The 20,912-nt window shown below is 40.2% G+C and carries 24 protein-coding genes; 13 read left to right on the top strand and 11 right to left on the bottom strand.

What is annotated here, in order from left to right:
• Positions 1-52: 52 nt before the first annotated feature.
• The 4 genes from G626_RS0105920 to G626_RS0105905 form a co-directional block, all read right to left on the bottom strand.
• Positions 53-646, bottom strand: a complete 594-nt coding sequence (locus G626_RS0105920; RefSeq protein WP_022931871.1) for a TetR/AcrR family transcriptional regulator — start codon at positions 644-646, stop codon at positions 53-55.
• Positions 647-659: 13 nt separating this feature from the next.
• Positions 660-1,817, bottom strand: a complete 1,158-nt coding sequence (locus G626_RS0105915) for a THUMP domain-containing class I SAM-dependent RNA methyltransferase (protein ID WP_022931870.1) — start codon at positions 1,815-1,817, stop codon at positions 660-662.
• A 69-nt stretch (positions 1,818-1,886) separates the two neighbouring features.
• Entirely contained in the window at positions 1,887-2,774 is an 888-nt protein-coding gene (locus G626_RS0105910; protein ID WP_022931869.1) for a hypothetical protein, read from the bottom strand.
• A 91-nt stretch (positions 2,775-2,865) separates the two neighbouring features.
• Positions 2,866-4,560: an endo-1,4-beta-xylanase gene (locus G626_RS0105905; RefSeq protein ID WP_081647492.1), complete on the bottom strand. Its 1,695-nt coding sequence runs from the start codon at positions 4,558-4,560 to the stop codon at positions 2,866-2,868.
• A gap of 112 nt (positions 4,561-4,672) precedes the next feature.
• Here G626_RS0105905 and G626_RS0105900 point away from each other — a divergent pair, with 112 nt between their 5' ends.
• The 6 genes from G626_RS0105900 to G626_RS0105875 all read left to right on the top strand — a co-directional run bounded on the left by G626_RS0105900 (position 4,673) and on the right by G626_RS0105875 (position 10,838).
• Positions 4,673-5,560, top strand: a complete 888-nt coding sequence (locus tag G626_RS0105900; RefSeq protein ID WP_022931867.1) for a lysophospholipid acyltransferase family protein — start codon at positions 4,673-4,675, stop codon at positions 5,558-5,560.
• 89 nt (positions 5,561-5,649) lie between these two features.
• Positions 5,650-6,381: an IMP cyclohydrolase gene (locus G626_RS0105895; RefSeq protein ID WP_022931866.1), complete on the top strand. Its 732-nt coding sequence runs from the start codon at positions 5,650-5,652 to the stop codon at positions 6,379-6,381.
• A gap of 39 nt (positions 6,382-6,420) precedes the next feature.
• The gene (locus tag G626_RS0105890; RefSeq protein WP_022931865.1) at positions 6,421-7,524 is read left to right on the top strand and encodes a serine hydrolase domain-containing protein; all 1,104 of its coding nucleotides are present in this window, start codon (positions 6,421-6,423) and stop codon (positions 7,522-7,524) included.
• 81 nt (positions 7,525-7,605) lie between these two features.
• The gene (locus G626_RS0105885) at positions 7,606-8,211 is read left to right on the top strand and encodes a YesL family protein (protein WP_022931864.1); all 606 of its coding nucleotides are present in this window, start codon (positions 7,606-7,608) and stop codon (positions 8,209-8,211) included.
• A 36-nt stretch (positions 8,212-8,247) separates the two neighbouring features.
• Positions 8,248-9,423 (top strand): phosphoribosylaminoimidazolecarboxamide formyltransferase, encoded by a 1,176-nt coding sequence (locus G626_RS0105880; protein WP_022931863.1) that lies wholly within the window; start codon positions 8,248-8,250, stop codon positions 9,421-9,423.
• 89 nt (positions 9,424-9,512) lie between these two features.
• Complete coding sequence (locus G626_RS0105875; protein WP_022931862.1) at positions 9,513-10,838, top strand: MATE family efflux transporter; 1,326 nt, start codon at positions 9,513-9,515, stop codon at positions 10,836-10,838.
• On the opposite strand, the gene G626_RS0105870 is transcribed toward G626_RS0105875, so the two are convergent.
• The 3 genes from G626_RS0105870 to G626_RS0105860 all read right to left on the bottom strand — a co-directional run bounded on the left by G626_RS0105870 (position 10,835) and on the right by G626_RS0105860 (position 14,754).
• Positions 10,835-12,007, bottom strand: a complete 1,173-nt coding sequence (locus tag G626_RS0105870) for a hypothetical protein (protein WP_022931861.1) — start codon at positions 12,005-12,007, stop codon at positions 10,835-10,837. The genes G626_RS0105875 and G626_RS0105870 overlap by 4 nt on opposite strands.
• A gap of 24 nt (positions 12,008-12,031) precedes the next feature.
• Positions 12,032-13,678, bottom strand: a complete 1,647-nt coding sequence (locus G626_RS0105865) for a sigma-70 family RNA polymerase sigma factor (protein ID WP_022931860.1) — start codon at positions 13,676-13,678, stop codon at positions 12,032-12,034.
• 101 nt (positions 13,679-13,779) lie between these two features.
• Positions 13,780-14,754, bottom strand: coding sequence for an aromatic acid exporter family protein (locus G626_RS0105860; RefSeq protein ID WP_022931859.1), 975 nt, complete (start codon positions 14,752-14,754; stop codon positions 13,780-13,782).
• Positions 14,755-14,836: 82 nt separating this feature from the next.
• Between G626_RS0105860 and G626_RS0105855 the strand changes: the two genes are divergently transcribed.
• Both G626_RS0105855 and G626_RS0105850 read left to right on the top strand, forming a co-directional pair.
• Positions 14,837-15,754, top strand: a complete 918-nt coding sequence (locus G626_RS0105855; protein ID WP_022931858.1) for a nucleoside hydrolase — start codon at positions 14,837-14,839, stop codon at positions 15,752-15,754.
• Between the two features lie 145 nt (positions 15,755-15,899).
• Entirely contained in the window at positions 15,900-16,955 is a 1,056-nt protein-coding gene (locus G626_RS0105850) for a leucine-rich repeat protein (RefSeq protein WP_022931857.1), read from the top strand.
• Between the two features lie 180 nt (positions 16,956-17,135).
• On the opposite strand, the gene G626_RS17330 is transcribed toward G626_RS0105850, so the two are convergent.
• Entirely contained in the window at positions 17,136-17,522 is a 387-nt protein-coding gene (locus G626_RS17330) for a helix-turn-helix domain-containing protein (RefSeq protein WP_022931856.1), read from the bottom strand.
• Between the two features lie 114 nt (positions 17,523-17,636).
• Between G626_RS17330 and G626_RS15565 the strand changes: the two genes are divergently transcribed.
• The 3 genes from G626_RS15565 to G626_RS0105830 all read left to right on the top strand — a co-directional run bounded on the left by G626_RS15565 (position 17,637) and on the right by G626_RS0105830 (position 18,545).
• A complete protein-coding gene (locus G626_RS15565) occupies positions 17,637-17,930 on the top strand; it encodes an ORF6N domain-containing protein (RefSeq protein WP_022931855.1) in 294 nt (97 codons plus the stop codon).
• Positions 17,931-18,015: 85 nt separating this feature from the next.
• Positions 18,016-18,273 carry a type II toxin-antitoxin system RelB/DinJ family antitoxin gene (locus G626_RS0105835; protein WP_022931854.1) on the top strand — a complete coding sequence of 86 codons (258 nt, stop codon included), beginning with the start codon at positions 18,016-18,018 and terminating at the stop codon, positions 18,271-18,273.
• Positions 18,274-18,275: 2 nt separating this feature from the next.
• Positions 18,276-18,545, top strand: a complete 270-nt coding sequence (locus G626_RS0105830; protein ID WP_022931853.1) for a Txe/YoeB family addiction module toxin — start codon at positions 18,276-18,278, stop codon at positions 18,543-18,545.
• 3 nt (positions 18,546-18,548) lie between these two features.
• Here G626_RS0105830 and G626_RS18335 read toward each other — a convergent pair whose 3' ends face one another.
• Positions 18,549-18,683: a hypothetical protein gene (locus G626_RS18335; RefSeq protein ID WP_022931852.1), complete on the bottom strand. Its 135-nt coding sequence runs from the start codon at positions 18,681-18,683 to the stop codon at positions 18,549-18,551.
• A gap of 255 nt (positions 18,684-18,938) precedes the next feature.
• Between G626_RS18335 and G626_RS0105820 the strand changes: the two genes are divergently transcribed.
• Positions 18,939-19,334 carry a hypothetical protein gene (locus G626_RS0105820; protein ID WP_022931851.1) on the top strand — a complete coding sequence of 132 codons (396 nt, stop codon included), beginning with the start codon at positions 18,939-18,941 and terminating at the stop codon, positions 19,332-19,334.
• On the opposite strand, the gene G626_RS18250 is transcribed toward G626_RS0105820, so the two are convergent.
• A complete protein-coding gene (locus tag G626_RS18250) occupies positions 19,319-19,564 on the bottom strand; it encodes a uracil-DNA glycosylase family protein (RefSeq protein WP_051142199.1) in 246 nt (81 codons plus the stop codon). The two genes, G626_RS0105820 and G626_RS18250, sit on opposite strands and share 16 nt — an antisense overlap.
• Positions 19,565-19,698: 134 nt before the next feature.
• On the bottom strand, positions 19,699-20,376 hold the full coding sequence (locus G626_RS0105810) for a DUF5680 domain-containing protein (protein ID WP_027726999.1): 678 nt from the start codon (positions 20,374-20,376) through the stop codon (positions 19,699-19,701).
• A 92-nt stretch (positions 20,377-20,468) separates the two neighbouring features.
• Here G626_RS0105810 and G626_RS0105805 point away from each other — a divergent pair, with 92 nt between their 5' ends.
• Positions 20,469-20,828, top strand: a complete 360-nt coding sequence (locus G626_RS0105805; RefSeq protein WP_022931850.1) for an arsenate reductase family protein — start codon at positions 20,469-20,471, stop codon at positions 20,826-20,828.
• Positions 20,829-20,912: the final 84 nt, after the last annotated feature.

Raw genomic sequence — 20,912 nt, 5'->3', positions numbered from 1 at the left:
GAGCGGTGGTTGAGTGCTTCGCGAAGCGAAGTGTATCGAAACCACCGTTTTTTTATGCTTTGAATAAATCTACAGTAGTGTTGAGAGCAGCGCGTACGTCGGCTACATCATCTTTGTTCAAAACGGCAATGCGGAAGATTGCAGATTCGAGCAGACCGTAGAGAGTGTCGTTTATAATCTTTACATTTATTTCTTTGAATTCTTTAGCCTGAATTCCTTTAATCAGAATTGTGCTTAAAAGGTGGCGCAGACGTATTACTCTGCGGCGGACTCTTTCGTTTGTATCAACCCCGGATTTTTTAAGCTGCATAAGATAGTTGAGAAGAACACTGAAGAGTTTTTTATTATATTCGATAGAATCTGCAAGAGTTGAAAGAACGGCTCTGAGGGTTGCTTCTGAATTCAGGGAAGAGTCCATCATGATTTTTTTGAGGGCTTCTTCCAGTTCAGAAAGTAATTCCTTAATGCTTCCTAAAAAGATTTCGTGTTTGTTCTTAAAGTAGATATAAAGAGTAGTGCGGGTAATTCCGCAGCGGTCGGCAATTTTCTGGAAGGTTGCATCTTCGTAGCCTTCTTCAATAAATACGTCGAGAGATTTCTGTAAGATTTCCTGCTTGCGTTTATCGTGCTCAACAACAATTGCCATTTAGCATATCTCCTTATCTTCTGTAAATATAGAATGAGGTATCAAGATTACCGGCCTTGAGTTTTTTGATGGCCGTAGTTTTGTGACCAAAGCATTCCTGGAAGTCTTCGTTTGAAGTAATGATTCCTAAATCCCAGCCATTAAAGTCTGTCCAGAGACTGGCCATGTTTGTATAAAGCTCGCGGGCCTGGTCTGCATCTCCAAGACGTTCACCGTATGGCGGGTTGCAGAGAAGAAGTCCTTCGTCGTATGGTGCAGCAAGCTCTGCAAAATCAGACTGAATAAAATCAGGGCGTGGAATATGGGCGCTTATATCAATTGATTTAAGGGCGCGGCCGGCCATAACACAGGCGTACTCGGCATTTTTCTTTGCCCGCTCAACTGCAGCGTTATCAATATCAGATCCGGTAATGCGAACTTCTACATCTGTGCGGATCTTTGCAGCTTCTTCGGCTTTTATTTCGGCAGCGCGTTTTTCGTTATAAATCGGAAGGTTTTCCAGAGCAAAGCGGCGGCCGAAGCCCGGGGCAACATTGAAGGCGTAAAGAGTTGCTTCAATTGCAATGGTTCCCGAACCGCAGAAAGGGTCGTGCAGCGGAGTTTTGCGGCGCCACATCATTTCCTGCAAGAGTGTTGCCGCAAGAGTTTCGCGGAGTGGAGCAATACCGCCGTCTACACGGTAGCCGCGTTTGTGGAGAGGAAGTCCGGAAAGATCCAGAAGAACTAAAACCTTGTTTTCATCAACATAAACGCGAATATCACTCTGCTCACCGGATTCCGGCATGGAAGACATTTTCCAGACATCACCCAGCTTAGAGTAAATTGCCTTATGAACGATTCCCTGAATTGAATGTTCAGAATTGAGTTTGCTTTTGTAAGTGCGGACCTTATCAACTACAATGCGGGAATCTTTATTAAGATAGTCCTGCCATGCAACAGAATAAGTTCCATCGTAAAGTTCATCAAAATTTAAAGCATTGTATTCTGCAAGCTGCAGGTAAAGACGGTCTGCTGTTCGTAAACAAAGATTTGCCTTAAAAAGAGCGTCGTCGTCGCCTGTAAAATAAACGCGGCCTGGGGCATTGCCCTTGAGTTTATAACCTAAATGTTTGATTTCGTTGCCGAGAATTCGCTCGGCACCTACAGCGCATAATGCGACCAGAGTATTCATACTGGGTTAAAATACCATTTTAACAATTTTTGTTCAATTGTCATAATGGTGGCATTATGCTATGGAAGCCTATTTTACTCTGCGGCCGTAGTCCAAACCTGTTGTTCCAGACTGAGAAGGAATGTTTACTATTTTTGCACTAGGATTAATAGTAAGAGGAGTAGGGTCGGTCCAGATAACTATTTTATTGAGTTTTTCTTCATCAGGTTTGCCATCGTGGTTAGTGTCATTGTTTTCCAGAACATCATTTGTGTCATCATCAAATATGGTTTTCTGGCCAACAATTCCTACGAAAGAAATATCTGTGTCAAGGAAGTCTGCAGGAAGCAAACTTCTTAATGCAATCTTTGTATTTTGAGTGAGGGCAGGAATTTCGAAAACCTGAGTTGATTCTCCGTTTGTAACAATAATCATAGGTTTGAAATTCTGGCTTGTGTATTCAGGGAATTCAGGTGCGACAATTGTACTGTTAATCAATAAAGTAAAGTCTGTTGGTTCGTATAACAAATCAAACAAATCTGTACCACTGGTTGTTCTGAAAGTTAAATTAACATTTTCTTCATAAGCATTATAGTTATCTTCAATATAGATTTTATCTGACCAGGCAGTATAGTAGTATTCTCCGTCTGTACAATAGCGTACTCTGTAATCATAGGCATGATTTTTTTTGATTAAACTGTCTATAAAAACGTAGTTTTTGCCGTCATTTCCGAGAGCCTGTGGATGATAAATAACTCCGATGTTTATATCTTCATCAAATTGTTTGTCGCGTCTATAAATATTAATATATTTTGTGCTGTTGCTTGTTTTTGGGATAATTAAAGTAACCTGATTTTCTGTGATATTTACACCAGGTTTATCAAGAAGATCTTCTTCTTCGGTTTTGAGTTTGCAGGAAAGAAGTGAGACTGCGATAAGTGCGAGAGAAATGTAAAAAAATGAAGTTCCCTTTTTCATATATAATACCTCATTATGTTATCGGCAGAAAAAGGGATTTTCTTTAGAAGAAAGTTGTAAGGTGGTTTCGACAGACTCAACTACCGGGGTTTTATTTTGCATCGGCAGCACGGGCTTCGCTGACAGCTTCCATAACTCCGTAATAGGCCGGTTTACATTCAAAGTTTTTGCCCTTGAATAAAAGCGGATACTGAGTGTGGCCCTTATGCATGCTGTTGAGCCAGGTCCATTCGTCGCGGATTCCCCAGAGGGTTACGCCTTCAATTCCATTTTTGCCAGGCTGCTTACGGTTTCTGATGAACATTGCAAAATAATCGTGATAGCAGGCTTTAAGTTTCATTGCATTGTAGTTTGAAGCGCCGTTTGCTACGTCCATTTCTGTAATCTGAACATTTATGCCCTTTGCGAGGAAATTCTGTACTGCTTTTTCAAAATCAGCCGGTGAATCATTAATGCCTATGTGGGTCTGCATGCCGGCGGCGTCTATGCGTGCATCCGGAGCGGCCTGAATTGCATCAATGATTTTACAGATGGCCTTGTTTTTATTGATTGAAGCACAGCCGTAATCGTTATAAACAAGCTTTACATCTTTTGGAGCATATTTATTTGCGTAGCGGAAGGCATTTACAATAAAGCTTTCGTTCTGGTAGATTGCAAACCATTTGCTTGAGCTGGCATCGCGGAGGAAGTTGGTATTTGTTGCATTATCAGAAGCAGCTTCGTTTACAACGTCCCAGGCAATAATAATATGTTCGCCATTGTTGTTTTTCTTTTCCCATTGGGCAACATGGTCCATAACTGATTTTATGTACCACTCCATGCGGGCATTCATTTCTGCTGGGGTTACCAGCTGAGTTTCGTTGTTACAGCTGAAGTTTTTCATAAAGAACCAGGCCGGAGTCTGGCTGTGCCATACGAGGGTGTGACCGCGGAGTTTTAAGCCAAGCTTTTTCATATCAGAGAGAATGTTGTCCATCTGTTTAAAGTTTGGCATGTCTGCAGGTACTTCGTAGTAGTTTCCGTCTTCTGCCTTGAAGTCCGTGAGCTTGTTTGGTTTAGCCCAGGCGAAAATAAAATCCGGTTTAAACTCATTTTCCATTGTGATTACGCTTGCATGGAGGGGGAGGCCCTGCTGAAGAAGAGGTTCCCGGAACCCGTCGTTGTAAGATACGCAGAAGCCAAAGTAATCAAAATAATCTTTAAGTGCATCCTTCACTCCGGTAACTTCTGTCCATGAGGCTGGCTGAGGACTGTTTGAAGTAAGACCTTCTCCGGCAAGGCGAAGCTTAAAGTTTCGTATGTAGATAGTAGAAGAATCTTTATTGAGAGTTCCGCCTGAAACATAGAGCTGGCGTTTTCCTGAAAGATGAAGTGTAAGCCTCTTGTTTACAGAAAACCATTTTCCGTTTTCAACCTTGCGGTCAAAAAGCTTTGGGAAGTTTTCTTCAAGCTCGTTTATCATCCATATAATCTGAGTTTTTTCTTTTGATTTATCTTCAACAAGCATTTCGCAGGAAAGCTGAATTTCAATATCCTTTCCTTCATAAGCAGACAAATCTACTGTAACTGGATTTGAACGGGAAGCTTTTGAGAGTGTGACTTGAGTTACATTTTTCTTGTCACCGTATTTTTTATTGAAGAGAATGGCTTTTCCATCTTCATCAATCCGGGTGATATTCACAGAACCATCTGAGTTTTCTATGATTCTGGAAGCCGGGGCTTTTGCAGAGCAGCCGGTAAAAATTATAAGTGCCGCAGTAAGAATTAAAATCATTCGTTTCATCATAATTGTTATTATTGTCTCTAAGTCATAAATAATCTATAATGGAATTCAACTATTCTTAAATAAAAGCAGCCGCTTTTGCGGTTTGCATAACGTAAGGAAAAGGAACTCATTTATGGGAATTATGTTGAAAGACAAATTTGGCAGTGTTTTTGCAGAAATGCTTAAAATGTCACACGCTGCTGCCAAAATTGACGAAACAAAAGTTTATGAAGAAGCAAACATGCAGCTAAGACCTTATATGTGGCAGTTGCTGGATGAAGCCTTTAATTCTGAATCAGGTTTGGGAAATGTTGAAAACTTTAAGGCTTTTTATGATACTGTTACAAAGGAAGGAAAAACCGGCCTTATTTTGATGGAGCATTATACTAATCTTGATTTGCCGGGAATTCTTTATCTTCTCGAAAAGCAGGGCGAAGAATGGGCAAAGGATATGTCTCAGAGAATTGTCGCTGTTGCGGGAATGAAGCTTAACGAAGCAAATCCTGGAGTACGTGCATTTACAGAAGGTTTTACCCGCGTTGTAATTTATCCTACCCGTTCTTTGAACGCTGTTGAAGGAAAAGAAATTTCTGAAGAAGAAAAAATTGCAGAAGAGCAGCGTGCAAGAAAAATCAACTTTGCGGCAATGCGAGCAATGGACAGCTGTAAAAAGCGTGGTCAGATGATTCTGGTTTTCCCAAGCGGTACAAGATACCGTCCTGGTAAGCCGGAAACAAAGCGCGGTCTTCGAGAGATTGATTCTTATTTAAGACTTTTCGATAAGATGATTCTTGTTTCAATCAACGGAAACTGTCTGCGCATTAATCCTGAAAATCCGGATGATATGCTTGCTGATATTATGGAGACAGGAAAGTGTACCTTTACTGCAAGTCCTGTTATTGACTGTAAGGAATTCAGAAATAAGATTCTGGAAAGTCTGCCGGCAGACGAGGCTGATCCAAAACAGAAGACTGTTGATGCTGTTATGGAATATCTGGAGAGACAGCATGGCATCGATTGAGAAATAGGAGATTGTCGGGTCAAGCCCGACAATGACATAAATTGTCATTCCCCGGCTTGACCGGGGAATCTAGAATACAGAGGATAACAATGAAAGAAATTAAAGAAGAATTATCAAGCACAACATATCCTGGACGCGGTATTATCGCTGGAAAATCAGCTGATGGAAAATATGCAGTTTCTGCCTACTGGACAATGGGCCGCAGTGCAGGAAGCCGCAACCGTGTTTTTGTAACAGACAAGGAAGATGGCAGCGAGGTTGTACGTACAAAGGCTTTTGATGAGTCTCTGATTGCAGGCGACCCAAGCCTTATTATTTATGCCGCAGTTCGCGAGCTTGGAAAAAAGACAATCGTAACAAACGGTGACCAGACAGATACAATTTTTGAAGGCTTGAAGAAGGGACTTACTTTTGAGCAGTCTCTGCGCAGCCGCAAGTACGAGCACGACGCTCCAAACTACACTCCACGTATTTCTTCTCTGCTTGATTTGGAAGGCGGTGTTGACGGCGGTTATGCTTATTCACTTTCTATTTTGAAGAGTGACTGTGGAAACGGCGACAATACATTGCGCTTTACTTACACTTATGATAATCCTGTGGCCGGGGAGGGGCACTACATTCATACTTATATGGGTGATGGAAATCCTCTTCCAAGCTTTGAAGGAGAGCCTGTAAAGCTCAAGATTGAAGGTGGAATTGAAGAGTTTGCAAACACAATCTGGAGCTCGCTGAACGAGGATAATAAGGTTTCACTTTTTGTGAGATTTATTGATCTTGCGACTGGTAAGTTTGAAGAAAAGATAATAAATAAGAATAAATAGTTCTTATATAACATGGATTGCTTCGAGAGGAGGTTTATAATGAAAAGAAAAGCGATACACTTTTTTTTCTTTATAGCCTCTTTTTTTATTTTATTTTTTTCGGCCTGCTCCAGTGTAAAAAAACGCACCTGGAAAGACGAGGTAATTGTCGATAAAAAATACCGGGACTTTGCTGCGCGTGCCGACTCTTATCTGCAGGAAGCGGGCTTTAGGGGCGCGGTGCTGGTTGGCCGGGGAAGGACGATAATTTTTGCAAAGGGCTACGGAGTTTGTGATGAAAAGGCGGAGGCCCCCGACCAGGTTCCGATAGGAATTAACACTACTTTTGAGGCCGGGTCTATAAGTAAACAGATGACGGCCGCTGCGGTTATGCAGCTGGTCCAGGCGGGGAAGTTAGCGACGACTGACAAGCTTACAAAGTTCTTTCCGGATTTCGAAGCTGGCGATAAAATCACAATTGAAATGCTTTTGAATATGCGCTCGGGCCTTACAGACCACATCAATGCCGCAGATGATTTTTTTCCAAAAAATATTTACCGTAGAATCGAAGTAAAACAAATGGCTTGTGAGCCGGTAGATGAAAATCTTGTTCTTGAATATCTGAACCAGGCACCACTGCTTGCGGAACCTGATTCAACATATTTTTACTGCAATACAAATTACTATCTGCTTGCAAGAATTATTGAGCAGGTGAGTGGGATGTCGTTTGCCGACTACATGCAGAAAAATATTTTTGACCGCTGTGGTATGTCCCGCACAAATCTAGACTTTCAGAAAACTGATACACGCGGCTACGATTACAAGGGCCGCTATTACAGTATTCCGGCTTCGCTTGCCCTGGGCTGCGGTGACGTTAATTCTTCCGCAACTGATCTTTTTAAGTGGAATGTTTATTTTACTGGTGGAAAAGTAGTTAAGAAAAAGACCTTCCGAAAAATGATTGATTCTGACTCTTATGGTTATGGGGTTTACTGCCACGAGGGTTCAATCTTTCATGCCGGTGTTACGAATGTTTTTAATTCTTACGACGGCTATTATTTTGATGATAAGCTTTCTATAATTGTGTTGTCAAATTGCCCTGCTGCAAAGGTGAATACAACTACGGTTGCAAGAAATCTGCAGAAGCTGTGGGTAGAACAATAGCCTGTCATTCCGAACTTGTTTCGGAATCTATTTAATAGATGCTGAAACAAGTTCAGCATGACGTGGAATGATGGAGATTATATGGATTTAATAAAAAAACTTTTTCAATTATTTTTTTTGAATTGTTTGTGGCTGCTTTGCTGCATTCCGGTAATTACAATTGGTGGTGCGACCTGTGCGGCTTATGCTGTAGCATTGCGCCTTGCAGATGAGGATGAAGAAGTTCAGAGTGTAAGGGGAATTGTCCGCCGTTTTTTCAAAGCCTTTAAGCAGGATTTTTTACAGGGGCTTGTGCTTTCTATTTTTACGGGTGCCTGCTGCGGCCTTGGTTATTTTTTCTTTGACCGCGCGCGCGACTACGGTTTTAATCTGATTATAATTGCAGCGCTTACGGTTTATGCTCTGGTTGTCTTGGTTGTGAATTTATATGCTTACCCGCTGATTGCGCGTTATTCAAACACTTTCATTAATACGCTGAAAAATTCTATCGCACTCTATGCAATGAATACAAAAATTAGTTTTCGGACTCAGGGCTGGGTAGTGTCAGGTTTGCTTTTGATTTATTTATCTAAGTATATCTATTATTCGGGAATCTTAATTATTCCTTCGATTATTTTTTATCTTGTAAGCCGTACTGCGAAGGATATCTTTTTGAGAATGGAAAATCCTGCTCCGACAGAAGAATGATTTGAATTTTTCCATTATTTATTCTATTATGTCCGCATGAAAGAACTCGAACTTAAATATGGATGCAACCCGAACCAGAAGCCGGCTAGGGTTTTTATGGAAAATGGCGATCTTCCTATTACTGTTGTGAACGGAAGACCGGGATACATCAACCTGCTCGACGCTTTGAACGGCTGGCAGCTTGTTAAGGAACTCAAGGAGGCTACCGGCCTTCCTGCCGCTACTTCTTTTAAGCACGTTTCTCCTGCCGGTGCTGCTGTTGGACTTCCTCTTTCTGATACTCTCAAGAAAATTTATTTTACTGACAATGTTGAACTTACTCCGCTTGCCTGCGCTTATGCCCGCGCTCGTGGTGCTGACCGCATGAGCTCTTTCGGCGATTTTATTTCTTTGAGTGATGAATGTGATGAAGCTACTGCTCTTTTGATTAAGAAGGAAGTTTCTGACGGTATTATTGCTCCGGGCTATTCTGATAAGGCTCTTGAGATTTTGAAGGCTAAGAAGAATGGCAACTACTGTGTAATTCAGATTGATCCAAACTACGTGCCTGCTGAGCTTGAGCGCAAACAGGTGTTCGGCGTAACTTTTGAACAGGGTCACAACTTTTTGAAAATCGACGAGAAGTCTGCTTTGTCTAACATCGTAACTAAGAACAAGACTTTGAGCGAAGATGACAAGCGCAACCTGATTATTTCTCTTATCGTTCTTAAGTACACTCAGTCTAACTCAGTTTGCTTTGTAAAAGATGGTCAGGCAATTGGTATTGGTGCCGGTCAGCAGAGCCGTGTTCACTGTACTCGTCTTGCCGGTCAGAAGGCTGATAACTGGTGGCTGCGTCAGTCGCCACAGGTTCTTGGACTTCAGTTTGTAGACGGCATTAAGCGCGCAGACCGCGACAACGCAATCGACGTTTACATCGGCGAAGAATATATGGATGTTCTTGCTGAAGGCAAGTGGCAGAATATTTTCAAGGTAAAGCCTGAAGTATTCACCCGCGAAGCTAAGGCTGAATGGATTGCAAAGAATACAAACGTTGCACTTGGTTCAGATGCCTTCTTCCCATTCGGCGACAACATCGACCGTGCAAAAAAGTCTGGTGTAACAGTTATTGCTCAGCCGGGCGGATCTGTTCGCGATGACCTCGTAATTGAGGCTGCTGATGGATACGGAATGGTTATGGCATTTAATGGAATTAGACTTTTCCATCATTAATATTCACTAATTGAAGAAACGGTGGTTGAGTGCTTCACGAAGTGAAGTGTATCGAAACCACCGTTTTTTTTTTAATTGTCGAGGCCCACATGCTTTTCAAAACAGAATACAAAAACAAACTCGTAAAAATTTTTGTTCCTATCATGCTGAGTAATTTGATTGCTCAGGTTCAGATGTTGATTGACCGCATCTTTTTGGGACGTATGGATATTCTTTTTATGAGTGCAGTTGGAAATGCTACGGCTCCTATGTGGACTACCATGTCTTTTGTCTACTCGCTTTCTATGGGAGCTTCGATTATTATAAGCCAGTCGGTTGGTGAAAAGGATATTGAAAAATCCAAAGACTTTGCTGCTTCCCTTATAAAGTTTCATAATGTAATTCCGGTTCTGCTCTTTTTATTCTGGACCTTCTGCAGTCCTCTTGTTTTTAAACTGATGGGCGTTTCGGAAAATGTAATGGGACTCTGCGTTACTTATACAAGAATCTACGCACCGGTTTATCTGATTATTGGCCTTGGTGCTTCTTACTCTGTTGTTTTTCAGACCTCTAATTATACTAAGCCGCTGGTTGCCTATGGAATTATCCGTTCGGTTTTAAATATTATTCTTGATTATCTTTTGATTTTCGGAAACTTTGGCTTTCCTCGCATGGAGATTGCGGGTGCGGCTCTTGGTACTACAATTGCTGAATATGTTGGCGCCTTATATCTTGTTTATGTTACCATTGCAAAGAAGAATAAGTTTTTTACAAGCCCTGGCTTAAAGAGAATTATTTCTTCTAAGGTTGCTCCTTATTTGAAATCTATAAAACTTGGGCTTCCTACTGCCTGTGAAGACCTGCTCTGGAATCTGGGAAATCTTTGTATTATTCGTATTCTCAACACAATTGATGAGAGGGCGGCTGGAATTTACTCTATGGTATTTACAGTGGAGATTCTCTTTGTTGTAGTTATCGGTGCTATTGGTAGTGGAACCATGACTTTGACTGGGGAAGCAACCGGTGCTAAGGATATGAAACTCTACCGATCGGTAGTTAAGACTTCCGTCAGATGGGCCTTTCTGGTTGCGGCCTTTGCCCTGATTTTTGTTTCGATTTTCCCTCGACTTACCTTGAGCCTCTTTACTACGGACAAAGAAGTTATTGAGATGTCGGTAATCTATATAATTCTTGTTGCGGCAAATCTTTTCGGAAAGTCCGGCAACATAATCATCGGGAACGGTATCCGCGGCTATGGCGATACAAAATGGATGTTCTTTACCCAGGCTTTGGGGACTGTCGGAGTTGTCGCTCTGGCCTGTCTTTGTGTATTTGTATTTAAGCTCGGAATGCTTGGCGTCTTCATTGCAGTTTTGTGTGACGAAGCAATCCGAGCTGTGATAAACTTTATTCGTTTCTTAAGAATAAAATTTTAGCAAATGATGTAGAGTCCTGCGGAAGAGGCCTTGTAATCTTTAGGGATTGCGAGGCCTTCTACATTCATGCCGTACCAGTAAAGTTCCTGTCGGGGACTCAGGAAGCTGCAGAGCCAGAAGACATATAACTGATCTATTCTTTCTTTTACGCCCCGCATCTCAGGAAGCATAATTTCTTCCATTGGTTTTTCTGTTGCTTCCGCAATTTCCTTTACAATTGGAATGACAGCTCTGGTGATGATTTTCTCCAGCTCAGAAAAAACTTCTTCTGTGAAAACAGGAATCATAGGCTTGTAGCTGTCGCCACTCTTTTCTACAACTCCATGCTTTTCAAAATTTTCCAGACACTTCTGCTCTTCCTCTGTAAAGTCATGCTTTGTTTCTTTTACAAGCTTCAGATAAAAATCAATATTTTCACGGGTCAGATAATTATTTCTGCCGCATTCCGAAGCCATTCCAATCGGCACTTCTTCAAAGCTGCAGGGGAAAGGATTGTAATCAAAAACGTTGTTGTATCGGTATTGACCATAATGCTGATAATAGGTCGAAGTTTGTGTAAGTCGTCTTTCCAGGTGATCATCTTCGATTTTTTCATCAGCATAATTATATGAAGCGCAAAGTGAATAATTATAGTTATTTGTTCTCCAGTCGCTATTGTTGAAGATGACTTCATCAGTTTTGTCAGAAAAGTAAGAACGGAATTCTGAAATCATACAGTTATCGGTTATGGTATACAAAAACCAGTTTAAGTATGAAAGATCAAAATCATTTCCGTAAAAATCCAGAGCTGCAATTTTATCCTTCAAAGAAAAAAGTATGTCATTTATTTTCTTTGGAATTTCGTGCTCTTCGGAAAACTTATAGCACAAAAGTCCGGCTTCGTAATTTTTCTTCAGATGAAGCATTGGGAAAATTGTAAGATATTTTCCGTCAATCTTCTTCATCATTTTTGCATTACAAAAAGAATCAAGTGCGTCCTGAATGTATTCGTGAGGAGTCTGAAGTGCCTGGGAAAGCTCCTCAACAGATTTTGCCTGGTCATAACAAAGCAAGGCAAGCTGCTGTCTGAAAATACCGTTCATCTCGCGCATAGCAGGAGATGCCCATCCGCAATAAGAAACCCGAAATTCTGCGGGTGCATAGGAAAGTTGTTTATCTATCTTTTTCATTTTAAAATCTCCTTTACTCACACTTTACTCACAAAGCAAAACCATAGCTGCACATGAAGCGTTTTTGCCTTCTGCAAAACGAACCAGCTTATTATCAATTGCGTACTGCATCAGCATGGAATCTAAATTCTTTTTGTTTCCAAGCGGAATGACATGCCAGAAGGAAGCCCACAAAAGATCATGCCGGATATAAGGCAGCACAAGTTTTTCCTGTGCCTTGTAAAGCGCATCATAATATTCTATTGAAAGCTCTTTGAATTTTTCGTGCCAGCTTTTGCACCACTTGTCCACCTGCGCAAAAGTGATGACCGGAATTGTTCCCTTGTAGCCGGCCTGAGTTTTTTCGAGCACACCATTGTTCAGCATATCTGCAACAAGCATTTCTTCTTTTTCTGAAAGAGTCTTTTTGGGATTTTTTATGAGCTCAAGATAAAGGCCTGTGTTGCCACTGTTGAGCCAGTCAAGTCGGTCGAGAGTGAGAGTACATTCATGCTCGTCTTTTTCATAATGCATTGTGTTGATTGTATTATGAAATTCAAGATGACCGTATTCAGGAATGGTATAAACATTAAAATTGTAGCCGGGGCCTATCAAAGAAGCTTCTTCCTTAGAAAGGTCTTCAGGCTCATCTTCATACCAGCCGGTAAGATAGAAGTTTCTCCAGAATCTGTCTGGCAGTCCCTTACCGTATTTTTCGCGAAGATAGTCTCCACCGGTCTTTTTACCAAACTCTCTGTCCGAGCGGATAATGAAATATGGAAGAAGATATTCCCATTCAAAATCATTTCCGTAAAAATCTTCCTTCAAAAGCTCCGTCTTCATGCCATTAAGAATTTCAAAATAGCGTTCAGCGATTTTTAAATCCCGGTAAATCTGACGGTCAATTTCTTCTGCCTTTCTACGTACTGACTTTGGAAAAATTGTAAAGTCTGTAAGATACTTTCCCTTCTTTTCTTCAAAGAGAACATTCGCCCGAACAAGCTTTGTAATGCTGTCTTCCAAAAAGAGCTGGGGTAGGTCAAGCTGTGACGCAAGCTGACTGACAGTCTGACTTTTTTCACGACATGCAAATAAAATCTGTCTGTCTATCAGAGAAGAAATTGCCATCCAGGCCTGATTTGCATCCCCATAAAATTCAAGCTCAAAATCGATAATACTTTTTTTCTTTTCAGGTTTTTCTTTTCGATTTTCCATAGTTTCAAAATTCTCCTTAAGATTTTTGCGGGCATCAGATAAGCGGCTTGTAACTGTACCCGTGGGGAGCTTAAGGGCTGTGGCAATTTCTTTTACACTCTGATTTTTGATGTAGAAGCGCACCAGAATATCTCTGTGAATATTGGCAAGCTTTGTCATTGATTTTGAAAGCAGCTCCAGTTCTTCCTGCTTGATATAATCTCCAAGCGATTTATCAAAACCAAGAAGACTGTTTTCCATGTCATCAAGAGAGATTTTTACCGGACGCTTTTTTCTGTAAAAATCAACAACCTTGTTATGCGCAATCTGCCAGAAAAGACCATAGAAGTTTTCAATCTTCTTTCCACTTCGCAAAATCAGCAGGGCATCAACAATGATTTCCTGTGCAAGATCCTGAGCCTCTTCCTTGTCTGAAATTTTCTTCCAGCAAAAAAGAAAAGTCTTTTCCATCAAATCGTCTGTAATTACCTTGTCCACCGTAAGCTCCACTTTTTGTAATTGTTTCCTTGGAAACTATGTAATCGATTACACTATTATAGTCGAGAAAGGGCAGATTTTGTTGGGTAAAAAATAAAATTTTATTGAAGTGTCGACTTGGTATTTTGTGCAATCATAAAATCGTGTTTTATCTGCAAGAATTCTTTAAGACGCTCCATGAGGATAAAAAGATTTGCGCGGTCTTCGAACTCGGTGCGGGTCTGGGGCAAGGGGTGTGCTTTCATTTTATCGTGGATGAGGGCCAGTTCTTCCAGCAGGGCTTTTACATCATTATCCTTGTGATATTCATTTGAAACTTTTTCGAGAAAATCTGAAAGCAGTCCGGCGGTGGCCGGAATTGTGCCAAGTGCTCGGGCGGCCTTGAACATCTCGTAAAGAATCTTTGTCTGCTTTTCCCGCATCTCAAGGTAGCGGGAGTCGAAGGTATCTTTTTTTGAAAACTGATTATTGTAATTTTCTTCTGCCTGCTTTTTTGCGGTAAAGAGACTCTGGTTCAGCTGCTTAAAACAGGAGCCGTCGTAATCAGCAAGGGCGGGATTTTGGATTCGCAATGCCATTCTGTGAAGGGCAAGCTTGATTTTGTCATCAGTCTGATTTTTCAATTCTTCAATATAATTTGTCTTCTTGTGAAGTAAAAGATTCACAAGGATTCCAAAACCAACTCCAAGTACAAAAAGTAAAACTTCATTTTTAATTTCAGCAGGGCCGGTTTTCCCAAAGGAAAGAAAATGTGAAATCAGAACGGAATCCATTGCCATGGCAGAAATCCATTTGCGCCACTGACAGATAAGAATAAAAATCAAAAGATAAAGAAAAAAGACTGGAATCGTGAAGCCCAGTAAATTAAAGAGCGTGATAGAAATTACGAGCGCCAGGACAAAGGCAAGCAGGCGGGCAAGGGCAGTACGCAGTGTTTCTTTTTTAGTCGGCTGAACCGAAAGAATTGCAACGATGCCGGCAGAAACTGCAAAGTCCAGCTTGAGAGCCTGGGCGCAGAGAATTGCGAGAGCGGCGGCCACGGTAATTTTTACTGTGTTTGTGATGATGGATTTCATGAGGAAAGTATAGCATGTAAAGGTGCTTTCTGTAATTGCTAAGTTTACAGGTAGGGGGTAAAATGATTTAGGAGTAAAAACTATGAAATCAAAATTGCTGTTCGACGTTCCGCAGTATAAGAAGCTGCGTGTGATTATTGATACCGATGCTGCCTGTGAGGCTGATGATCCTTTTGCGATTGCCCAGGCTTTGATGAGTCCCAAGCTGATGGTAAAGGGAATTCTTGCTGAGCACTTTGCGGTTGAGGACTCGGTGAAGCGAAGTTATGATGAAGTCTGCACAATTCTTGATGCCATGGATATGAAAGAGGTGCCTGTTTTTATGGGGGAGCCTGGCGCGAAGGCGACGGGATATTTTGAAAGGTCTGAGAGCGCCGGGGGCGCAGGGGCTGTGTCTTCAGCGGCTGATTTTTTGATTTCAGAAGCAATGCGTGACGATGAGGCTCCGCTTTTTGTTTTGTGTCAGGGAGCGATAACTAACGTTGCAGTTGCAATCAAAAAGTGCCCGGAGATTTTGAACAGAATGACAATTGTCTGGATTGGAACTCATGGACTTGCTGAGATTCCATGGCGTGAGTTTAATTCCGGGAATGATGTTGCGGCGGCAAATTACGTTTTGAGTCATGCAAAAAATCTCTGGCTGATTCCATCTAACGTTTATGTAACAATTACAGTTGGTCTCGCTGAACTTCAGCAGAAAGTTTTACCCTGCGGAAAAATTGGTCGCCATCTTTTTGAAAATATGGTCACCTATAATAATTCTCCGGCAGCCGGCTGGACAAAAGGCGAAAGTTGGTCGCTCGGTGATTCGCCTGCAATTGGTGTTGCGTTGAATCCTGATTGCGGTCACTACATTGAGCACGAGGCTCCGTTCATCAACGAAGACACATCTTCAAGCTTCGGTAAAGGGAATCCAAAAATCAGGATTTATACAGATATTGATTCTAGGTATTTGCTGGAAGATTTTTTTGCGAAACTGTCGTTGAATTATTGGGATTAAAATTGAAATTCGTAATATCTTCCTATTCAAAGATTTTAAAAATTTTGGGTAGTGTACACTACCCAAAGGAATTGAAATATTCCTTTGGGCGAAGTCTCGTAAACTCGACTTCGCCCAAAAAATAATAAAATCGTAGGAGGATTTTATGAAAAAAAGCATAATATATTTAAGTATGCTTATTGCAAGTTTATTTTTGTTTTTTGGATGTGATGATCCGAACAATACGGTGGATTCACATACAACCGAAATTACAGTTATATTCAATGCAAATGGCGGATTCTTATCAGATTCTGGTAGTATGACAAATTCAACAGCAAAAAAGTATACCATTAATAATGGAGACCCATCATTCTTTAATTTGCCAACAGCAGAATCATTAAGTCTTTCAAAAAACGGTTCAACATTTATAGGCTGGGCTACTGAGGCTGATGCAGCAACTGCAAAATATAAAGATGGTGAAAGTGTTTTTTGGACAACGGATATCACTCTTTATGCAATTTGGAAGAATGGCTATGGTGCGAGTGTTGATACTCTTTCATCAGTTCTTAATGCACACCAACATGAAAATGATATTGTAATTAACATTACAGGTTCATGGAAATCAGGAGATTACGAAAAGATTGCCTCAACCTTAAAAACAAGAGAAAGCACAAATACAAAACAATATACATTGGATTTTACATTGTATGATACCCACTACAGTATTTCTAACAGTTTTAAGGATTTAAAATACATGAAGAGTATTGTTCTATCTGATAGTTATATGGTTCCATTGTCAGATTCAAAACCTTTTGAAAATTGTAATTCGCTTCAGTCAATTTCGTTTGGAAATACAACAAGTCAGTATGAAAGTATAGATGGTGTTTTATATTTCGGTGATACATTGTTGTTTTATCCAAGAGGTAAAACATCTTCTAGTTTTACACTTGCTGCTGGAAAAAAATTGGAGCGTTATGCTTTTTTAAACTGCGTAATGCTTACTTCTGTAGTATTACCTAATACGATTACAAAAATTCCAGCCAGAACATTTCAGGGATGTAGTAATCTTGCTTCAGTAGATGTTATTCCAAATGATGCATCTAGTTGTTGTTATGAATGGATAATTGATAATGTTAATAATGACACCATTCATCAAACCGCAACAGGTATGGCCAACCTCTTAACTGGTGACTATTGTAATTTCACATGGACAAGAAAATAAAGCTTTTTATATTCTTCGATTAACTTTTCTTTATTTTTTTTGTGTTTGCTGGGTTAGTAATTGCCAGTCAGTAAACAGTTTGGTATAGCGCGGTTTTTAAAGGCCGCGCTCTTTTTTTGATTTTAATAATAAAACTAGAAACTTAATGTTGTTCGTTGCCTTCTAGAATATATTGCATAACTACAAATGATAATAGTTTTTAATAGCAGTTCTTGTTGCTAAGCATGCATTTTCCTTCATAAAAATCAAAGTATCTTTTGAGATTCCATATAGTGGTCTTGCTTCCTTTGTTTCAAGAACTGTGTTTTCTTCTTTCTTTATTATAATAAGCTCATCTAAGGTAACTTTATATAGTTTTGCAAGGGTGATGAGATTATCGATTCGAGGAAGATATTTTTTTTCTGGATTTTCCCATGTATAGATTGATTGGGGATTTTCCATTCCAAGAAATTCCTGAATCTGGGCTACAGTTAGGTTATTCTTTTCTCGCAATTTTTTTAGGTTTTGAGATGTTGCTTGTACATCAATTGTAGGAATTGAAAAACTAGAGTTATTATCAACCTGCATCAATATAAAAATAATACTTATTTTGTTAGAAGGCAAGAAAACAATTCTTTCTGGTATTCAGAATTAAGTTTCTAACTTAATGTTTTTCATTTATATGTGAAATATAATTTAGGTATGGAAAATGAAATAACATCAGTTTTAGTTGAAAGTAAGATTTTTATGATTCGTGGCAAACAGGTTATGATTGACCGTGACCTTGCGGAACTTTACGGAGTGGAAACAAAACGCATTACGGAAGCTGTAAAGAGGAATATTGAACGATTTCCTGAAGAGTTTAGGTTTCAATTAACAAGTAAGGAAATGGATGAACTGGTCGCAAATTGCGACTGGTTTATTCGTGAAGCTGCAACTATTAATACTTTTGAGATTGAAAAATGTAATAAGCGAAAAGGAGAGACATTTGCATGAAAGATATACGTTGTATAGGTGGAATTTATAGGAAATTTGACAAATGAAACTAATTAATAGTATATTGTAAGCGGAGGTAGTAAATATGACTACAATTTCTGCAAAAATCGAAAATGAAGATAAAAGTTCTTTTGAATCTATTCTTACATCTATTGGCCTCAATGTTTCAACTGCAATAAATGCTTTTGTTAAGGCTACAATTCGTGAAAAAGGAATCCCGTTTGAATTGAAAGTAGTTGATGATCCATTTATTTATTCTGAGGAGAATATGAAATATCTTCGTCAGGGAATCGCTCAAATAGAAAGTGGAAATGGAAAGATTCATGAGCTAAAGGAGAAGTAGTAATGATAAAAATTTGGGCGGATATTGCCTGGGATGGATATTGCGAATTCTTTGAACTTCATCAGCATAAACAAATAAAAATGGTTCATCTGCTTATAAAGGATATTGAAAGAAATGGAGTTGATAAAGGGCGTGGACAGCCAGAACAATTAAAATATGAATTATCTGATTATTGGAGCCGAAGAATTGATTCAGAAAACAGAATTGTTTATAAAGTCGAAGATGAAAAACTCTATATAGTTCAGTGTGGAACTCACTATAAGCATAAATAATGATTACACAAGTTTACAAACATCCTTAATATCTTTTTCAATTCGGGAAATAAGTTCTTCTTCCAGTGATTTTCCAAACTTATCTTCAAAAAGTGCTGAAGACGGAATACCAAGTGAAACGGCAATTTTGTCTACCATTTCTGGCTGTGGCCAAGAGTCGCGATTTTCTATCTGATTTATGTAATCTTTTAGTTTATTAACAAAAGTGTCTCGTATAGCGTTTGTGCTTTAAGAATGGCGTTTTTGTAGTAATACTATTGCATATAAAAAATTTAAATATTATCTCGGTAATTTGCATCTTTTGGGGAGACACACTATAATTACCTTATAAGATTAAGTTTTTTGATGTTTAATCTTATATTTTTATACAGTTATATTTAGATAGAGGGTTATATGAAAAAACTGTTTATAATACTATTTTTTAGTTTTATCAGTATCTTGTATGCGCAGGAATTTGAACTTATATCAGAGGCAAATGAACAAATGATATTGGTAAATCATAGCGGACAAGACGATACTTTCAGAATAAAAATACACATGTCTGAGGGGGTTTCTGCTAATGAAACGTCTCATGGATTCAAACTTAATGCAAATTCTGGAGAACGTTTTGCAACCTATGCAACCTACACTCTTACTAATAATCAAACAAAAAGAGTGCCTGGAGACTTTGACTGGACTAAAATAGATTGTGTAAAAGTTGAGTCAAAATCAGGAAATAAATATACATTAAATTTCTATACTAGATGGGATAATCTTTATGTAGAGATTCTACCTTATGAAGATTGGTAGCATGATATAATATTTTTATATTCCTTAATCAACTTATCTTTACTCCACTGAGCATTTGCAGGACTGGTGCTGGGCAGACAGTTGGTGGCGCCGGTGATTTCGCAGGAGGCGAGCACATCCCACATGGCGAGATTATGGCGGAGAAGAAAATCCTGTCGCTCGGTGATGGCGGCGGTGCGGTCTGGTGAGTTGTTCGGATGTTTGAATGATTCTTCGAAGACCTCAGCCATTACACTCCAGAATCTGTTCTGTAGATGCATGTAGAAAAATCCGGCTTCGCGACTTTTTGGCGAGGGCATGGTTCCGAGAATCAGTATGCGGCTTTCAGAGTTCCAGACCGGTGGAATTGGATGTGTGACGCTTTTTATTTCATTACTCCACCATGGAAGAAGCATTCGTAGACTTTTTTGTCGTGAAAATAGATTTCTTCGTAGCCCTGGAACCAGGTGAAGTCACCGTTTATTGAGCACTTGTAGGTGTATTCGCCGCTCTGGTAATATTCTGGGCCGCGGTAGGGCATTTTGTGGTCGGCGGCGCGCAGGGCTTCTTTTAAGAAGTTACCGCTGAATTCTTTTTCAAGTACGCGGCCCAGGTAGTTCATGGCGTATACGGCTTTTCCTTTTTTCCAGATGGCTTCTTCGCCTGCAAACTGTTCGCCGCCAACGTAAGTGTCGTGATAGGTGTAGTCGCCGTTCGTGTAGCGGAAGTCGTGGGAGTCGAGGCGGGTAGACTCTGTTTCGTTCATAAAGGCGGAATAGGTGTTTATGTTTGCTTCCAGGCGGAAGGAGATGAGCTCGTCGAGGTAGGTCTTGTCCGTGGCGTCGCCGCATACATTCATCATACACTGCTGGTCGCGCACAAGGTAGTCTACAGTTACACTCATCAGGTCGCTTATCTGGATAAGGTTTGCGATGTCGGGATAGGCCTGTCCGCTTTCCCACTTTGCTACGGCCTGGCGGGATACGTTGAGTTTGTCGGCCAGGGCTTCCTGGGTGAGGCCTTTGTTTTTTCTAAGTATCTGTAGTTTTTCTGAAAAGTTCATGCTTAGATAATATCATACATTTTCGCCTGCGCAAATCAAACACTAGTTGCAATTTAGTTACTTATAGTTGCGTTTTCTGCTATACTGATTTTATGATTCAGATTTTTGGAACGAATAAAAGTTTTGATTGCAAGGCGGCGCAGAGATTTTTTAAGGAACGCCGCATTCCTTTTCAGTTTGTGGATCTCAAGGAAAAAGAGATGTCTGCCGGCGAGTTTGATTCTGTTGTGACGGCCATTGCACGAACGGAAGGTGGACGCGACGCAGCCCTCGACGCACTGATTGATAAAAAGTCAAAAGACTACGCCAGCATCGCTTACCTGGACGACAGCGAAAAAGAAGGAAAGCTCTTTGAAAATCAGGCCGCCCTTCTCAAACAGCCGGTTTGCCGCAACGGAAAAACTGAGGCGACAGTTGGCATGGCGCAGAAAATCTGGGAAGGCTGGAAATAAATACCAGAAATAAAACCGAAAATAAAAGATATTTATCATATTAAAGTTTTTCAGTATAATTAAAATCTATAAAAAGGCGGTTCA

This window comes from Treponema bryantii NK4A124 (genome assembly GCF_000421345.1).
Lineage (GTDB): Bacteria > Spirochaetota > Spirochaetia > Treponematales > Treponemataceae > Treponema_D > Treponema_D bryantii_B.
The sequence above is the reverse complement of the archived record's forward strand: the minus strand, read 5'-3'. Positions and strand labels throughout refer to the sequence as shown.

Coding starts and splice junctions, on each gene's coding strand:
- G626_RS0105920 (WP_022931871.1), bottom strand. CDS start 646: ATGGCAATTGTTGTTGAGCACGATAAACGCAAGCAGGAAATCTTACAG.
- G626_RS0105915 (WP_022931870.1), bottom strand. CDS start 1,817: ATGAATACTCTGGTCGCATTATGCGCTGTAGGTGCCGAGCGAATTCTC.
- G626_RS0105910 (WP_022931869.1), bottom strand. CDS start 2,774: ATGAAAAAGGGAACTTCATTTTTTTACATTTCTCTCGCACTTATCGCA.
- G626_RS0105905 (WP_081647492.1), bottom strand. CDS start 4,560: ATGATGAAACGAATGATTTTAATTCTTACTGCGGCACTTATAATTTTT.
- G626_RS0105900 (WP_022931867.1), top strand. CDS start 4,673: ATGGGAATTATGTTGAAAGACAAATTTGGCAGTGTTTTTGCAGAAATG.
- G626_RS0105895 (WP_022931866.1), top strand. CDS start 5,650: ATGAAAGAAATTAAAGAAGAATTATCAAGCACAACATATCCTGGACGC.
- G626_RS0105890 (WP_022931865.1), top strand. CDS start 6,421: ATGAAAAGAAAAGCGATACACTTTTTTTTCTTTATAGCCTCTTTTTTT.
- G626_RS0105885 (WP_022931864.1), top strand. CDS start 7,606: ATGGATTTAATAAAAAAACTTTTTCAATTATTTTTTTTGAATTGTTTG.
- G626_RS0105880 (WP_022931863.1), top strand. CDS start 8,248: ATGAAAGAACTCGAACTTAAATATGGATGCAACCCGAACCAGAAGCCG.
- G626_RS0105875 (WP_022931862.1), top strand. CDS start 9,513: ATGCTTTTCAAAACAGAATACAAAAACAAACTCGTAAAAATTTTTGTT.
- G626_RS0105870 (WP_022931861.1), bottom strand. CDS start 12,007: ATGAAAAAGATAGATAAACAACTTTCCTATGCACCCGCAGAATTTCGG.
- G626_RS0105860 (WP_022931859.1), bottom strand. CDS start 14,754: ATGAAATCCATCATCACAAACACAGTAAAAATTACCGTGGCCGCCGCT.
- G626_RS0105855 (WP_022931858.1), top strand. CDS start 14,837: ATGAAATCAAAATTGCTGTTCGACGTTCCGCAGTATAAGAAGCTGCGT.
- G626_RS0105850 (WP_022931857.1), top strand. CDS start 15,900: ATGAAAAAAAGCATAATATATTTAAGTATGCTTATTGCAAGTTTATTT.
- G626_RS17330 (WP_022931856.1), bottom strand. CDS start 17,522: ATGCAGGTTGATAATAACTCTAGTTTTTCAATTCCTACAATTGATGTA.
- G626_RS15565 (WP_022931855.1), top strand. CDS start 17,637: ATGGAAAATGAAATAACATCAGTTTTAGTTGAAAGTAAGATTTTTATG.
- G626_RS0105835 (WP_022931854.1), top strand. CDS start 18,016: ATGACTACAATTTCTGCAAAAATCGAAAATGAAGATAAAAGTTCTTTT.
- G626_RS0105830 (WP_022931853.1), top strand. CDS start 18,276: ATGATAAAAATTTGGGCGGATATTGCCTGGGATGGATATTGCGAATTC.
- G626_RS18335 (WP_022931852.1), bottom strand. CDS start 18,683: ATGGTAGACAAAATTGCCGTTTCACTTGGTATTCCGTCTTCAGCACTT.
- G626_RS0105820 (WP_022931851.1), top strand. CDS start 18,939: ATGAAAAAACTGTTTATAATACTATTTTTTAGTTTTATCAGTATCTTG.
- G626_RS18250 (WP_051142199.1), bottom strand. CDS start 19,564: ATGGCTGAGGTCTTCGAAGAATCATTCAAACATCCGAACAACTCACCA.
- G626_RS0105810 (WP_027726999.1), bottom strand. CDS start 20,376: ATGAACTTTTCAGAAAAACTACAGATACTTAGAAAAAACAAAGGCCTC.
- G626_RS0105805 (WP_022931850.1), top strand. CDS start 20,469: ATGATTCAGATTTTTGGAACGAATAAAAGTTTTGATTGCAAGGCGGCG.